16 protein-coding genes are annotated in these 14,704 nt (G+C 36.7%); all 16 read right to left on the reverse strand.

Annotated features, from left to right (window positions below; all coding sequences use genetic code 11):
* Window positions 1-88 precede the first annotated feature (88 nt).
* Window positions 89-1,723: a hypothetical protein gene (locus tag M2444_RS29890; protein ID WP_280788805.1), complete on the reverse strand. Its 1,635-nt coding sequence runs from the start codon at window positions 1,721-1,723 to the stop codon at window positions 89-91.
* A gap of 12 nt (window positions 1,724-1,735) precedes the next feature.
* Window positions 1,736-3,991 (reverse strand): PKD domain-containing protein, encoded by a 2,256-nt coding sequence (locus M2444_RS29895; RefSeq protein WP_280788806.1) that lies wholly within the window; start codon window positions 3,989-3,991, stop codon window positions 1,736-1,738.
* A 9-nt stretch (window positions 3,992-4,000) separates the two neighbouring features.
* Window positions 4,001-4,651 (reverse strand): hypothetical protein, encoded by a 651-nt coding sequence (locus M2444_RS29900; RefSeq protein WP_280788807.1) that lies wholly within the window; start codon window positions 4,649-4,651, stop codon window positions 4,001-4,003.
* Between the two features lie 30 nt (window positions 4,652-4,681).
* The gene (locus tag M2444_RS29905) at window positions 4,682-5,248 is read right to left on the reverse strand and encodes an AbrB/MazE/SpoVT family DNA-binding domain-containing protein (RefSeq protein WP_280788808.1); all 567 of its coding nucleotides are present in this window, start codon (window positions 5,246-5,248) and stop codon (window positions 4,682-4,684) included.
* Window positions 5,249-5,337: 89 nt separating this feature from the next.
* Window positions 5,338-5,661: a hypothetical protein gene (locus M2444_RS29910; RefSeq protein ID WP_280788809.1), complete on the reverse strand. Its 324-nt coding sequence runs from the start codon at window positions 5,659-5,661 to the stop codon at window positions 5,338-5,340.
* A gap of 20 nt (window positions 5,662-5,681) precedes the next feature.
* Window positions 5,682-6,179: a hypothetical protein gene (locus M2444_RS29915; RefSeq protein WP_280788810.1), complete on the reverse strand. Its 498-nt coding sequence runs from the start codon at window positions 6,177-6,179 to the stop codon at window positions 5,682-5,684.
* A gap of 14 nt (window positions 6,180-6,193) precedes the next feature.
* The gene (locus M2444_RS29920; protein ID WP_076315929.1) at window positions 6,194-6,574 is read right to left on the reverse strand and encodes a hypothetical protein; all 381 of its coding nucleotides are present in this window, start codon (window positions 6,572-6,574) and stop codon (window positions 6,194-6,196) included.
* Between the two features lie 24 nt (window positions 6,575-6,598).
* Window positions 6,599-6,742, reverse strand: coding sequence for a hypothetical protein (locus M2444_RS29925; protein WP_280788811.1), 144 nt, complete (start codon window positions 6,740-6,742; stop codon window positions 6,599-6,601).
* The gene (locus M2444_RS29930; protein ID WP_280788812.1) at window positions 6,739-6,951 is read right to left on the reverse strand and encodes a hypothetical protein; all 213 of its coding nucleotides are present in this window, start codon (window positions 6,949-6,951) and stop codon (window positions 6,739-6,741) included. Before M2444_RS29930 ends, M2444_RS29925 begins: the two co-directional genes overlap by 4 nt.
* Window positions 6,952-7,040: 89 nt before the next feature.
* A complete protein-coding gene (locus M2444_RS29935; protein WP_280788813.1) occupies window positions 7,041-7,910 on the reverse strand; it encodes a hypothetical protein in 870 nt (289 codons plus the stop codon).
* A gap of 15 nt (window positions 7,911-7,925) precedes the next feature.
* Window positions 7,926-8,966 carry a hypothetical protein gene (locus tag M2444_RS29940; protein ID WP_280788814.1) on the reverse strand — a complete coding sequence of 347 codons (1,041 nt, stop codon included), beginning with the start codon at window positions 8,964-8,966 and terminating at the stop codon, window positions 7,926-7,928.
* Between the two features lie 10 nt (window positions 8,967-8,976).
* A complete protein-coding gene (locus M2444_RS29945) occupies window positions 8,977-10,440 on the reverse strand; it encodes an ATPase, T2SS/T4P/T4SS family (RefSeq protein WP_280788815.1) in 1,464 nt (487 codons plus the stop codon).
* Window positions 10,437-11,504 (reverse strand): CpaE/TadZ family protein, encoded by a 1,068-nt coding sequence (locus tag M2444_RS29950; RefSeq protein WP_280788816.1) that lies wholly within the window; start codon window positions 11,502-11,504, stop codon window positions 10,437-10,439. Before M2444_RS29950 ends, M2444_RS29945 begins: the two co-directional genes overlap by 4 nt.
* 9 nt (window positions 11,505-11,513) lie before the next feature.
* Window positions 11,514-12,203 (reverse strand): CpaB family protein, encoded by a 690-nt coding sequence (locus tag M2444_RS29955; protein WP_280788817.1) that lies wholly within the window; start codon window positions 12,201-12,203, stop codon window positions 11,514-11,516.
* A 45-nt stretch (window positions 12,204-12,248) separates the two neighbouring features.
* A complete protein-coding gene (locus tag M2444_RS29960; RefSeq protein WP_280788818.1) occupies window positions 12,249-13,778 on the reverse strand; it encodes a hypothetical protein in 1,530 nt (509 codons plus the stop codon).
* 19 nt (window positions 13,779-13,797) lie between these two features.
* Entirely contained in the window at window positions 13,798-14,703 is a 906-nt protein-coding gene (locus M2444_RS29965; RefSeq protein ID WP_280788819.1) for a replication-relaxation family protein, read from the reverse strand.
* Window position 14,704 lies beyond the last annotated feature (1 nt).

Here is a 14,704-nt window from a genome sequence, read left to right on the forward strand (position 1 = left end):
CCCGAAAAAGACGGAGTTATGGACACCGATGAAGAACAATTAAACTGACTACATATATTCTATGAAATCGCGACAACTGTCTTGACAATTACCGTAGATTAACAGACGCATTTCCCACAATACGTTGACACCAATCACTCCATGCACCGATTCCGTTATCTCCATCCACATCACGGACTCTTAAACGTATGTCGTAACTGTCCTTTTCATAAACTCCCCCAGGCGGCTGCCCGTCGATCCACATTTCATCAAAACTCTTTTTATATTGCCACTGCCATTGCATAATTCCTTTATCGCTACTGGTAATGTGATCTAAATCGTAAGATGAGTCTATTAACTGTACATTTCCATTGATAAGCTTTGCAGAAAAAAGCGCTATTGGCTTTCGGTGAACTTTAAAACTCATCGTAGATGCAGCATCTCTACTCCACATCTGATACTCAGCAAATCGAGCATCCTGTTTCGGTATGTCCTTAGCTTGATAACTCACTACATATTGTCCGGTATATGGAAATGAAGTGTAAAGGCTTGTCCTCCATAATCCAGAATCCCCTAAAATACCCATTGAGTTATCAAAGTAATTCGGATCATGATCATATCTCACTCGATCAGCGTATTTAGCATCTCCTTCATAGTCTTCATAGGTGGTACCGCTATTCTCGATAGGACTATTCACGAGGACAAAAGCGTTTCGCTTAAGTCTATTGGTAACTTTAAAAGTCATATTCACAGATTCCGACAAATTCGCAGGATCAGCTACTTTTACAGTCATCGTATAATCCCCTGGAGGAATAGAGTCACCTATAGCATCTACAGGAATAGAGAAATACTGATATCCTTTCGTTTGAGATACTACCGTCTTCCTATAAAATACATTGGGTATCTCCGCACTTACGATAAGATCATCATTATCTGGATCGTGGACATATCCCTCGATGTTAAGTGTATTGCGTCCAGGCTCGTTCTGCAGGACTTGATTATTAGGTGTATTTAACGAAATGGTAGGTGGACTGTTCGGTATTAAGGGGTATACAAATCGAATGGTATGACCAAAAGATATTAAATCATAACCTTTATCTGGTGCCAAACCTCCCGAGTTCCTTTGATAGCCTATCTGTAGCGAGTATTCTATAGATATCCCTTTGGGTATACCATCAAAAACATTTGAACCAATCCAATTTGAATAAGGGGTATCTGTTGCAAAATTAATTTTAGTATCAACGACATTTGGTTCAGTATCGTATGCTTTGAAAAACAGTTTTTCAAGTGGTTTAAACATGACATATTGACCATATGGTCCAGATGGACAACCATACGCGTAAGTCGGAAGATTTTGAGACATTGCCCCCTCACTTATTGCGCCAACACACATAGTAGTACTTTGGACTATACTCGACGAACCACTTTCTTTATGACGAGCGATAGTTGCTTTTGAAGTAAATAATGCATCTGGACTAATGTCAAATGTTAATTGTTTGGTTGTTTTATTGTATTTAATGTTAGTAAGCTTTTGATTATTTATAGTTATATTTGAATCTCCGTAGTTCCATCCTGCATCATGGTACTCGGAGTAAGCAGGAATGTTAACATCCTTATAATTGACGATATTCGGATCACCAGTCGCAGCTTCTACGGTTTGAATATACACGCTCTGGCTCGGCATTAATCCGAATAATAAAGTGATTATAAGGACTAGAGAGAGCATATCTTTTATTTTTTTCATTTAAGCACCTTTCTACCAGGACCAATCCACTTCTGGCGCTCGATTTTTCACTTCTACTACTCTTGAGCTTAGCTTTTGGCCATCTGAATTTGTAGATTTCCGATCAGCTTCTGTCACAAACTCATCAATGGTTGGTTGACCAAATTCTTCAAAGACAGTAAGTCGGACTTCATATTTCCCTACCTCACTCAGCTCTAAATTCAAACGATCCGCATTTTCATTACTAAAAATCACCCATTTTTCTCCTTCAAAGCTGCCATCATTATTAGAATCATAGCGATACTCCCAGAGTCTCCGACCCACTACATCTTTATCAGGCGAATAGGAGATATCATCCAATGAAACCACCGCTTTATTACCGTAATCAGGACTTCGATATACCACTCCAGGCAGAGTAAAGTAGTTGTACGGCGCTTCATCTGGCACAATATCAAAAGTAATCTCATCACTATCAGAATACCCGAGCGTATTTTCCACATAAATCGAAGCCTTATATTTACCAGGTTTCTTAAATAAGATGTCTTTGCTTTCAAGTTCAGATAATGTACCACTATATTTAATATCTGCATTCGTACCGCCAGATACAGCAGTGATGGTAACTCGTGTTTTCGATGCGATTAACGGAAAGCGTGTTGGACTCTGGCTTCTATTAAACAATGTCGTTTTACGATTTTGTTTAAGTATTCCTTCGATACCTATAATTGCTGCTGGTTTCGGCTCAATGACGGTAACTTCTGTACTTGTACTACCTATTTGTCCATCATTGTCAACGACTGTGAGCGCTATAGGAAATGTCTCTCCAACTTGCTCTCTGGTATACCATACATACCCCCTTGGGACATTTCCTATTTCTCCCTGCGCTCCAGATGTGCTCCAAGCATAATCAGTGATATATCCATCCGGATCATAGGAAGCATTTCCGCTAACGAGCATATCATCCCCTGCTTTTATGTATCTAGCTGTTGATATTCTTGCAATAGGCGGCTTTCCTTCCGGTTCTGCTGGCTCGGTCGGAGGTGGAGGAAAAGTAACCAGGGGTTGGTTTTTATAAACACCTGCTGAAATCTGTAGAGGCTGTTCCAGAGAGGTGATGGTTCCATTCTTTGTGACGATCGGCTTTTTAAAGCGGACGAGAACGGTTAAAGCATATTCCTGAGTAAAATGTTCGCCCGTCACACTCGACTTTTTAATTTCAAAGTCAAATAACGTGCTTACGTTAAATGTCTTTGCGGACTCCTTTTTCGTTTTGAGTGTGTTGTTCCTATCTTTCTCTTTAGCATAGAACACCCACTCATCAATGTTTGAAGCATCATTGTATCCTTGCAGCTGCCCCATTAATGAAATTTGTACAGGTTCATCTTTATCCCCCAATTTTGTAGGATTAGGGTTAGGTTTATTTAGGGTTACGGTGCCAGTAAGTGTGGGTTCTGTAGGGAGGGTGTAGTCGAAGTTCACAGTGCCAGCGTAGCTGTAAGAAGTTACTTTGGCACTGGCTGTGAAATAATAAGGAAGCAACACAAAATACAAGCGTCCTTCTACCCATTGTCCCTTATCAAAACCATCTGAAACTTGTTCTGGCCGGACATTCGCCGAAGGCACTGTGTAGGTAATAATAAACTTATTGCCATCCTTGATTTCGCTTTTACCATTCGCTCCAATAAGATTTGACATTTCAACTCTGATACTAGACTGAATGACACTACTAGCAGATATTATTTCTGTTCCTCCCTTACCAAACCATACTAATCCCCTATTAGAAATATCTGATTTTGTAACTACATCCCTTTTGGGCGGTTCACCTGATGGCATGAGCGAATCTGCAGCATTGACGTTATAGCTTTCGTTCTTTCCCAGTTCATATTTGTAGTTATTGATCTGCCACCTTCTACCATCCGCATAACGCCAGATGGAATTACCAGGTTGGGTGATGAATTGTTCTTTATAATCCCCATCGTATCCTTCTACCGAAAATGTTTCAGACTTTTCATTCCCCTTCAAAGTAACTTTCACCTTACCATTTTCAAGTGTAATTGCACCGATAGTACTGTTATTGCCGTTATATTTAAGCGTACCTGTCTTGATCGAGGCGCTAGATACCCCACTAGGAAGGTCTAAATAAAATGTCTTCGCGCTGTTGTTCGATCCCGTCAAGCCCGTTGTAATTGGTACGCTCAATGTTATAGATTTCGTGTCGGCTGCCTCTGCAGGATAAATAAAGAAAGGGAAAATTAAGAACAAGCAAAGAGCAAAAGCATAGATATTTTTCATTGTATTTACCTACTCTACTGGACGATTAACGATGTATTTCGACTCAGAAGCACCTTTATATTTCGCTTTAATGTAGAACCAGTTGAAATTCCCACTATAAATATAAGCTTGATACGTACTTAACTTTTGCCCAGGTGCTAGACTCCAATCCCATACAGCTTCTTTACTATTTGGTTTGTAATAACTGGATTTAGGCATTGCAGGAGCCGTCGGTTCATCACCAAAAAGTAATCTCCACTTTTCGCTTAAGTCCGTTACATTCTGCCGAATCGTGTCCTTGCTCTTATTCTCAACCGTAATCTTTGTCCAAATAAAATATTTTCCTGTTCCTTGGTAGTCGTATTTCTTAATTAACCCCTGTGCATCTTTGGAATTAAAATCATAAATCATGATCTTTTCCAAAGTGTAGCTAAGTCCTCCAGCTGTCACAGTCACCGGTAGTTCAATATCCTTTTTCAGCCCGTATTTACTAAGGTTATCCCTCATGATAGGTAATGGTGTAGCTGTTGGTTTGGCAGTAGCAGCCGGTTTGGCAGTAGCAGCCGGTTTGGCAGTAGCAGCCGGTTTAACAGTCGCTGCGCTTGTAATGGCCCCATTACCCAAAACCACACTAAATAACATTGTTGCTGTCAAAATTGATTTCATCATTGTTTTATTCATTAATTACATCTCCCTTTTTTATAGTAGTTTTTAGTCATTAATTGTGATTACGAGTTCAGATAACCTCTTAACAGAAGGCAAATGTTTGATAATAGCAGCTTTGACCTCTTTTAAATTAAAACTATCAACAATATCGGTGATATCAAGAGTGTTGTTCTCGATATCACCGCGATCAACAAATTGTTCCACAGCTTTCGCTTGCAAGTAATCTTGGTACCAACCGATTACATTCTTTGGATATCGTTTTGTATGTACCTGAATCTTTGGAAAAGAGCTTGATAAATTTTCATCGTCACTACTATCATTGTTCACATTTACCGAGATAGAGTAACTAACTACTCTTTCAATTTCATGGAAAAGTGATACATTTGGGTTAATCTCACTACTACCATCACAAACAAAGCATATCTCATCATTGTGATCTTTCTTGCCCTTACAAGCGGGGCAAGTAAAACGAATTCCCTTTTGAATGGTGATGACATCGCCTTGAAGAATGAAGTCAATCGTATCTCCTGTTTTGACTTTTAACTCATTCCTTATTTTTATCGGAATAACAATTTGCCCTTTGGATGATACTGTCGCAGAGTAGTTTCTCACGTTTTACCTCCTTACATTTCATCTTATATATATATTGTAAGACGAATTGTAAGTTAATTAAAGAAATATTTTCAAATAAATAACTTTACTTAGTTTTCTATATAAGATTTAATTTTCCATGATAAATCCAACATTATATTGAATTTTTTCTCGAAGACAGAAGATTCAAATGATCTTTTCAGTTCTATATATTGCGTCTCAATAAATTGTATAATTTCATTTTCTGATTTATCATGATCTAGTAAATCAAGGAACTGACTAGTATTCCCCATCATTATAACGAGTCTTTTTACAACTCCCTCATTATCCCTTTCTATAGACAATGCGATTTCGCTAGAGAATACCACACGCACTAAAACATCCTTTGTCATGGTCTTTGCAAAAGTGGCATCTTCTTGGCACATTATGCCCAACTGATTCAACTCCCCGCATATTATTCATTGAATTTATACTCCTGCACAGCAGGTACCTGTATAGGCTCCTGCAACTTACCAGTAGCTAACAGTTGAGGATGCTTAGTCTCAATTACTGCGATCACAGATGGTCCTTGTATGTATTTAGTGATCCCATACCGTTGATCCTCGTAGAGAAACGGGAAGCTCACACTTGAGGATTCATCAATGACTACAAACTCTAATATATTCACTTTATCATGGAAGCGGCTCCCTTCTAGTGGAGAGAGCTCGCTGTCTAGTCCAAGATTCTTCTGTAGTGTCTCTTTAAATGTGGCATATGCTTCAGTTGGATTTATAATAAGAAGTCCGTGAGAACGCTGATCTTCATTAATCTCTTGTGCTGCGTCATGTACTGCCATATTATTTGCATCCTTTAATAATGATCGATTAACATCCCATTCTTGATTTTGCACCTGAAAGAACCAAGTAAACATAAAGATTAAAAATGCGAAAGCCAGCTTAATAATATAGTCCATTTTAGTATCATCCCTTAATCGAGGTATTCACTCATAATGGATCCGTGACCATAGTAATTTAACGATGCAATGTTCGATGAGAAATTATATGGAAACAAATTTATCCGTGGAGCAGTGATGTAAACATCGAGTCTTGATTTACGATCTTGAACCGTTTCAGTCGTGCTCTTTATAGAAATTGCGGAAGCGCTGAACCCTACAGCGGTGAGATTAGCGATCACTTCACTTTTCATTGATGAAGTGACCATCCCCTCTGTTGCAGCCTTCTGAGTGATATAAGAAGTGTTTGCCTTAACCTGAAGATCCAGCAGGTAGTCAATATATGTAAAAATGGGCTGGAGCATAACAAACAGGATAAGCCACATGAATAATGCCCGGAGGATGGTCTCTTTCAACTAACAAAAACTCCTTTCTAATAGTCAATAATGTTCAACTTTTTTTGTGTAAGAGATAATATTATCTTGCCCATCACCAATCATTCCTGTTGCTGCCCCAAGATACATTGCGGCCACAACAAATGCCAAACCAAGAAAAATCGCTATCCCTATAGTCTGATCTTTCATGCTGCTTGAACAGCTTCATCAGGTAGAGTAATAATCAAATTTGTTTGCTTAGCCGGAGAAACTATCATCGAGGTAGGTACAGTAGGCTTTTTACTTGTTGCATCCGTTATTACATCACGTACAATTGGAAAAAGAAATGCAATCAACAACCCTACACATACAAAACCTACTGCAATAAAAAGTCCATGTCCCATAGTTTGATCTTTCATTTTTAAATTCTCTCCTTTTAATTTGAGTTGTTTAAGATCCCGCAAAAACTTTTTTCGATCCCTCCTAATCGTAATATAAATATTTATTTTTAACGGAAGAGACTAACTCCATTAAAATTCCCTCTTAGTAACATGATATATTGCAAGGACAACACTACGATCATCAAGAATGTACTAATAGATGGGGTTACATTAATGATGCCAGCCCAGTCCCCTATCCTTGTCCATTTTTTTTGATAGTGATCACTGGAGATCTTTGAAATTGCAGTATTTTGTTTTTTTAGATATTCAATTGCCTCATTATTATCAGCCATGCCTTCTGTTGCAAGTAGGATCGAACGAACATTGGACATGAAATGATGATTCGCAGGAAACTTATCGCAAAAATGTTTTATAGCTTCTTCTACACCATCATCTGTAGACTTTTCTGCTAGTTCATTTAAATCATCTTTAAGATATTCAAATGTTGGAGCAACTTGTGCGCAAAAAGCTCCAAACTCAATATAGCCTCTATTTCTAAGTCGATTATTCTGATATTGTTTTAAAAATGAAACGATCTCCCCATCCTTATGGAGGATATTTTGCTGAAACTTCCTATTCAAAATCCATCCCAACGGTAAATATTTCATTGGACTGCTAATTAATAGAATGAGAATTGGAATTAAAACCTCTTTATAAGACAGCGTTATTTCTCTAACATATGAACTGAGGAACATGAATAAGAAAAATATCAGGGCCGTTGCGTAACGAATAAAGTTAACATTTTGGGCTTTTACCGGATATCCAGAATTGTCTAATTTCTCTTGGAATTGATCACTCTGAAATTTCATCATTACAGCTCTAACATTGATTTGTTTGCGAAATAGATCTCGTTCGTGGCTCTTGCTTGTACTTAGAAATACCAATAATGCGAAGTACGCTATTCCAATTGTTGAAACTATAGTAAATAATTTATCCAATGTTTCTCACCTCACTTACTGGTAATCTAGTTTTGGTCTCGAAAGAAGGATACTGAATAGAAATGCTATAACAAAACTAATAACAATAATCATAAAAAATGTGACTCCAATCGGAGTTTGAAATTGTAATTTAAAATACAATCCTGGTTTTAGCATAAACATGAATGTACCGATGGATAATACAAATACAAGGAGATTTCCGTATAGACCTAGTTTAATAGCATCACTATTGTTTGCTTTTACAGTTAAAATTGTTTCTCTTTGTTGCTCCATTGAATCGTTTAATTCAAGTAATGAAAGATTGAGATTAACATTACCTTCTTTCTCAGCATCTAATAAATCGCTGATGAATATACGAGCAAAGGTCGTTGAGACAGTACTAGCGAATCTTTGAGCTTCGCCTTGCAGCATCGTTTCATTGCTATAATTTGAAAACTCATCTGCAAGTATTCTCAAAGGCCGTTTAAGTACATTGTTATCCATAAGGAAGTCTGACGTTGCATACAGAGCAGCGTCCACAGATAAGTAAGTATATTTGGCGTATATTTTCACAACATCTAATAAGTCATAACTACCTTCTGTTTGTCGTTTAGTATATTTATAGCGCATAACTATATATGGAATACTTCCTGCTAATATTGCCAATAACATCGGTAACTTCCAAACAGACTTAATTGTATCTATATTACTGGTTTGCAGATTTCCATCGAAAAAGGGATCTGAACTGAACAGCGATGGGAGCTCCTGCATTGTTAATAGAGTAATAATAAATATACCTACCAGTAGAAATCCGCTTTGAAGTATGAATTTTGTTACACTAACAAAAGGTTCATACTTATCCTGAGTTAGATACAATAGATTATCTAAATGTCGATAGATAAATCGTTTATTCCTTTTAGATGCTTCATTAAAATGTTTTGCATTCTTCCTGTATTCTCGTTTCTTCGCTATATAACGAAGTTGTTCATCAATGAGGGGCTTTACTAGTTTCCAGATACCCAGAACAACTAAAAAGTGAAAAAATAGACGAATAGCATAATCGCTTATATTGTTCATAAAGTCCTCCTCACTGACTGTTGAGTACAATTTTTGCCTTTAAGCTTTCTTTCAATGGATCTTTCATTGGTTTGAGTTTAGTCAACCTTTTCAACTCTTCAAGGAACCGCTGAGTAACTTCCGGATTCTTTTTTTTCATTCTTTTGACTATACTCTCTGTAAGTTGATCACTATAAGTCCATTCATTGGTAGCTTGTTCGTAACGCATGATATCACTGGCAAATACGGAATTTTTCGCTTCATCATAGAAGACCTCTGAAATCCGGGTTAACTTTTTCTCACCTGCATCTGTAGGTTCCATAATGAAAACTATCTCACAGGATTTCATCGCAGAGATTAAATGGCCCTTCAGACTACCTCCCAAACGAGTAAATACAGCGAACGCACCTTGATATGGAATATCTTCAGAATCAACTGTATGGAAAGTGCCGATTATACCGTTGTACCCCTTTTCTCCGCTGAAAAAGTAAAATTCCCACTCATGGAATCTCATTTCTGTCATAAAAAGAATATTAGGATCATGACGAAGTGACTCAATTCCAACTTCCATTAGTTCATCATTTTCAGCCTGAATCGGAATAATACGATGTCCTTTAATTTGATAAGGCAATATTGATTCTGGATGTTTTTCAATCATGACTACCCCCATGCAAGAGGATGATCCTTGTAATTGTTCACCTACGATTGTATTGGCAAATGTTGATTTCCCTGATCCAACAGGACCGGCTACTACAGTGTTTCTAAATAGATAACTTAGATCTCTTAGTAGGTCTATGCTTTCCGCAGGGATAGAGCTAGTACCAGCTTGTTCATCAAAATTCATATACTCAACAACTTGCCGCCGCATAGTAATAGTAGTAAAGCCATCCCAGACACGTGGAGAAACCCATATCGCTATACGGATGAATCGCCCTGGCCACAGGGGATCATCCATTTTAAACTCTGCAGAAGGCTTGTCTTTATTCAATTTTGCACTTGGCGCACCCTTCATCAATGTACGCTTAAGCTGCTCTACCCGGTCTAACGAGGGCATCTTATAAGGATACTTACTAAACACGCCTTTATTATTGTAGAAGATCTGTTCACCAATGATTTGCAGCCCTGTTGAATCGCTATAGGAGCGATCAGTGATCCATTTGAAAGCTGGTCCATAGCCCTTCCATTCATGGTACAATGCTTCAGTAATGCTACTGTATGCATCCGGTATTTTTCCACCATATGGATTTTTCCGAACATATTTCTCAATCTCATTCATGAAGTACGATATAGCTTGCAAGTCTCCCATTAATGCTTTTGCATTGAGTACATAATAGTCTTCATCCTCCCGCCGCAATTCCGGAGTAATATCTTTTTTCATTTTATTTAGATATGAATAGAAGTCTTCAGTACTTGTTATGCGATTTTTCATCATTCGTTCTTTAAGAGAGAACGGTACGGTTGACGAAGAAGTTGAAATTGTCTTATCAAGAATCATGAAAAGAATCCTTTCTTTTGCTTGTTTTCTGCCAAACCAAGAGCAATTAGAAATCCATCTACTATTTCATCAATTCTAATTGTCTCTTTCTTCCCAAGAGGTAGATTTTCTGGATAATTCGGATACTGAGGGATTTCAATTAATACTTCAGACCCTATTTGCATAGCAAGCGCTTTAGGAGTAACAACATCTACAACATTCGACCGATTAATTATTAATGAGAACTCGTGTGGGTATATACTTAGTTGTTTTGCCAATTCCATGAATTGTTTTAAGCGATACTCGTGTCGCAAATGTGTAACAATCATTCTTAAACTTGATATTTGTATACCCACGTACCAAGCTGCGCTCTCTGCGATTGATCCAAAATCAGCAACAACTACATCGGCGTGTTCTTTACACCATGATAGTAAATATTCAATTTCATCCTCATGGTAATCTAGTGCACTGAGCGTGTCATGATTACCAGGTAAGTAAAGATATCCATCTTGTTTAAGTAGTAGGTTAATATCTTCTGCTTGGAGTAACTTCCCAGTTATACGTGGGCGTAATAAATCCAAACTAATGCTTGTTTGACGTTCATTTCCCGGATCATAGAGATCAAGACCGAGAAGTATAACTTTTTTTCCTTTGGCTGCGATTCTTTTCGAGAAAATTTTGGCGTTACTAGTACAACCCACTCCCGGAGCTGATCCAAAGAAACCTATTAGATTTCCATTTAGTTCATTATCTTCTTCTAGAATGTATTTAATTTTTTCGATTAAATTAGCAGTTGTTGCTCGTGGTGGTACAAAATAAACTCCATTCAGTTCACAGATAGCATGAATTGCTTGATAACCTCTTACTCCCTTTTTTAAATACCAGTAAATTACTTCTGCTTCCTTATTTTCGCTCTTGATAGTTGAGAGGTTTTGAATATCAACTACTTCGCTAGTAAGTATTAATATGTTATCTTGTAGTTGTTCTGAAGATGGTATTATGTTTTGCGGAATCACTGTATAGCCTATGTTTCGTAACGTGTTAACCGTTATTTGATCTAACCCGTTTGTAAATATCGTTTTCATTTTCTCCTCCTACTCAACTCTGACAATCCAAAGTTTATCTCCTTGTTCAAGATATTGTTTAAGTTGCTTTGCGTCCTCGTTAGGTATTTTAAGTTCAGGTACCGAAACCTTGCCAGTTGATGTTGTACGGTTTGTGATATTACCGTTTTCAGTGTCTTTAACATCATTATTGTCCTCAGTTCTTACATAATTTACTGTGACTGCTGTTAGAAAAGCTGAATCTACACTTGGAACATCTATTGCATCAGATGATGCGCTCTTTTGTTCTTTCGTACGATCCTTCACTAAGTAAATGTCAACTTTATCGCGACTTCGCAACGAACCATTAATTGCGTAAATTGCTTCTTTTGGTATTGGATAGATCCCTTCATTTGGACCTGGCTCCAAATCATCTACATCAACCAAAGATTCAGTTAATATAACTCCATCTGTTAAATTCACATTGAGTATCTTATTTTCAACATCTTTGATGCTATGTATTGCATTTATAGGTACATCTTTTGTTTGGACAGCTTCAAGATAGACATCTTTTGTAGATAATTCATAATTTTTAGGGAGATACCCTCCAGATGCGACCTTCACTTTAACGACTTTCTGTGAGAGCACATAAGGTTTTATATATAGGTCATATCCAAAAAGCCCTCCAAATCCAATTAATAGAACTAAAATTGAAAGAAAATAATGCAATTTAAATTTCAAATAAAAAACCTCCTAAAGTATTAGGTAATAACTTAAAAAGAATGCTTAAAAAAAATAAAACCTCTTTTTCTTTTTGCTAGAAGGAATAACTGAGCTCAAAATCTCAGGAATAATAGATACTGTCTCATCTTCTAGATTCAAGGGATCAGGTAGAAAGTTGTTTTGAAAAAACTGAAGCTGAAGATTTCTTTTTTCTCTACTAGTAAATGTATCTGTAAATTTCTTATATCTCTTGTCATCTGTAAAATTCACCAACACATTAAATGGTTTGTTCCAGGAATTGTTTAACAGTTTATCAACTAGGTTAACTAAGAACTGAAAGTCCCATATTGCTGGAAAGGTGCTGATTATTGAAATATTCGCTCTGAAGAATTCTTTGAAAAAACGGCCTTCTTTGCTTTTCCTTCCTTGATTCGTAACTATCTGACCTAAATCAACAACAACATATTGGTACTCTGCATTTAAAATTTTTATGTACTTCTCATAGTTAGCTGCTGGATAAAAATCAATTCCTTCTGATTGAAAACCATCGTCCATTTTTTTAGACTTTTTTGTTCCATCATCCAGAAATTTAAATACCGAAGGATTCACGTTAATGTCTAGTAACTCAACACATGCAACTTCGAAGGAGTTTCCGCTTAAATAACGTGCAATCTGTATTGCATTATGTGATGATCCTGCTCTACGGTTAGTGCTAGCTACAGCAATTAGAACAGTTCCAATTATCTTTTCTTTTATAATCACTCTATCTTTATAAATAATCTGATTTTCATGTTTAGGGAGACTAGGAAGTTTGGGATAACGTTTCTTCGTTTGATTTCTTCTTGATAAAACTACTTCTTCTTCACTCTGTTTATCTGCACTTACTTTTAATTGTGGGGAGTCTTCTTGATCTTTTTCATCTGAGGATTCTTGGTGTGATTCGACATAAGTTTTCTCAATAAATTCAACTTTTTTTTCGAAGTCTTCATTAAATAAGTCCTTACTTTCAATGGTTGAATATGAATTTACATAATGCTTTTCTATATTGTCGGTTATTGAATTTTCCAAAGGAGATTCTTTATCAACTATCTCCAATCCGAACTGTATAGTTAGTTCAGGTTGTTCAATCTTGATTTCTACATCTGTTTCGTCTGTATCGTCATTTACATACTCACTTTTATTACTAGAATGCATTTGAGGATAAGACTCAGCTCTTGTTTGCAATTCTTTAATTGATCGTGATTGTTCTATTCGTTTCTCCATTAGCCCAAAGTCCAGATCATTCCATGAAATGCAAACTACATTTCTATCCTTTAAGTTTTGTATAAATGTATCTTCTTCACGAAAGTAAATTAGCATTATTGTAATAAATGGATCTTGAATTTCAACTTGATTAAGTATCTTGAAAAATGAATCTTCAGATTCTATTGCATATTCTGTCGCGATTATGATCTCAGCTTCTGAAGTACTCCACTGTTGTATAAAAAACTCAAAATCATCTATTTTCCTAACAAAACGTCCATAATCAGAAAGTTCTTTTTCAACCCACTGTGCAAAATCTTCATCATCCGATACTAAAAATAGACGATGCAACTGATCACCTCATTTTTCATCATCTAAGGTCGTAATAATTCTTGTCTCCGTTTTTAAAAACAAAAAAACTATTTGTTAATCCAACGTCTACACATTCTTCTAATTCTTGATCAGTTATGAACCATGTGTAGTCACTGGTTCCCTCTTGTTCGCATATTTTACTAGCTAATTCTGCCTTTTCATCGGATGACACAAGTACAACAAGAGTTGATCTTATGCCGTTTGCATCAAAGTACTCCTTACAAAATTTTGCTTGGTAGCGAATGGTTTTAAGCCAGTTTTCTTCTTCACGATGGCAAAGTAAATGAAAATCAAGCTTTTTCCCTTTTGGTGTTCCCAAAATGAAGTGCGCAGTTGGTACTACCTGATCCTCTTTATGCTTTAAAACTGGATGAAATTCAAAATGCATAACATTAAATGATTTTCTTAGTAATATGAAAAATTCGTTAGTAATAATATACTTTTGTCGGAACAGCATAGAGACTTCCTTTGGTCTCCGTGGATCTCTATTTCCTAAAAAAGCACCAAACCTAAACTTCAAAATGTCAGCTGCACTTGAACCCATTTCATAAATTGTTGGACGATTTTGAAGTGGATTACAGTAGGTTTTCCACTGAATCCTTCTCAGCAATCCTAGTTTCATTAGTTTTTTCAATCTATTTCGAACCGTAGTATTATCGCTACCTGAAAAGAACAACCGAGTCAATTGAGACAATGTAATCCAGCGATGTACCGCAAGAAATCGAATGATTTCTATATCTCTATCTGTGATCCACCCGTCTTTTATCTTTCCGTTAATATAGAAAAACTCATGCCTAGTGAGTGGATCCAAAGAAACTACGAAAGCAAAGGGATCGTCCCAAGTAGGTTGCATTCGAATCCCTGGTTGATTCGTAATTATTAGAGGAGATACTTGGGATTCCATA

The sequence above is a fragment of the Paenibacillus sp. PastF-3 genome (assembly GCF_029893135.1).
GTDB lineage: Bacteria > Bacillota > Bacilli > Paenibacillales > Paenibacillaceae > Paenibacillus_AQ > Paenibacillus_AQ nitricinens.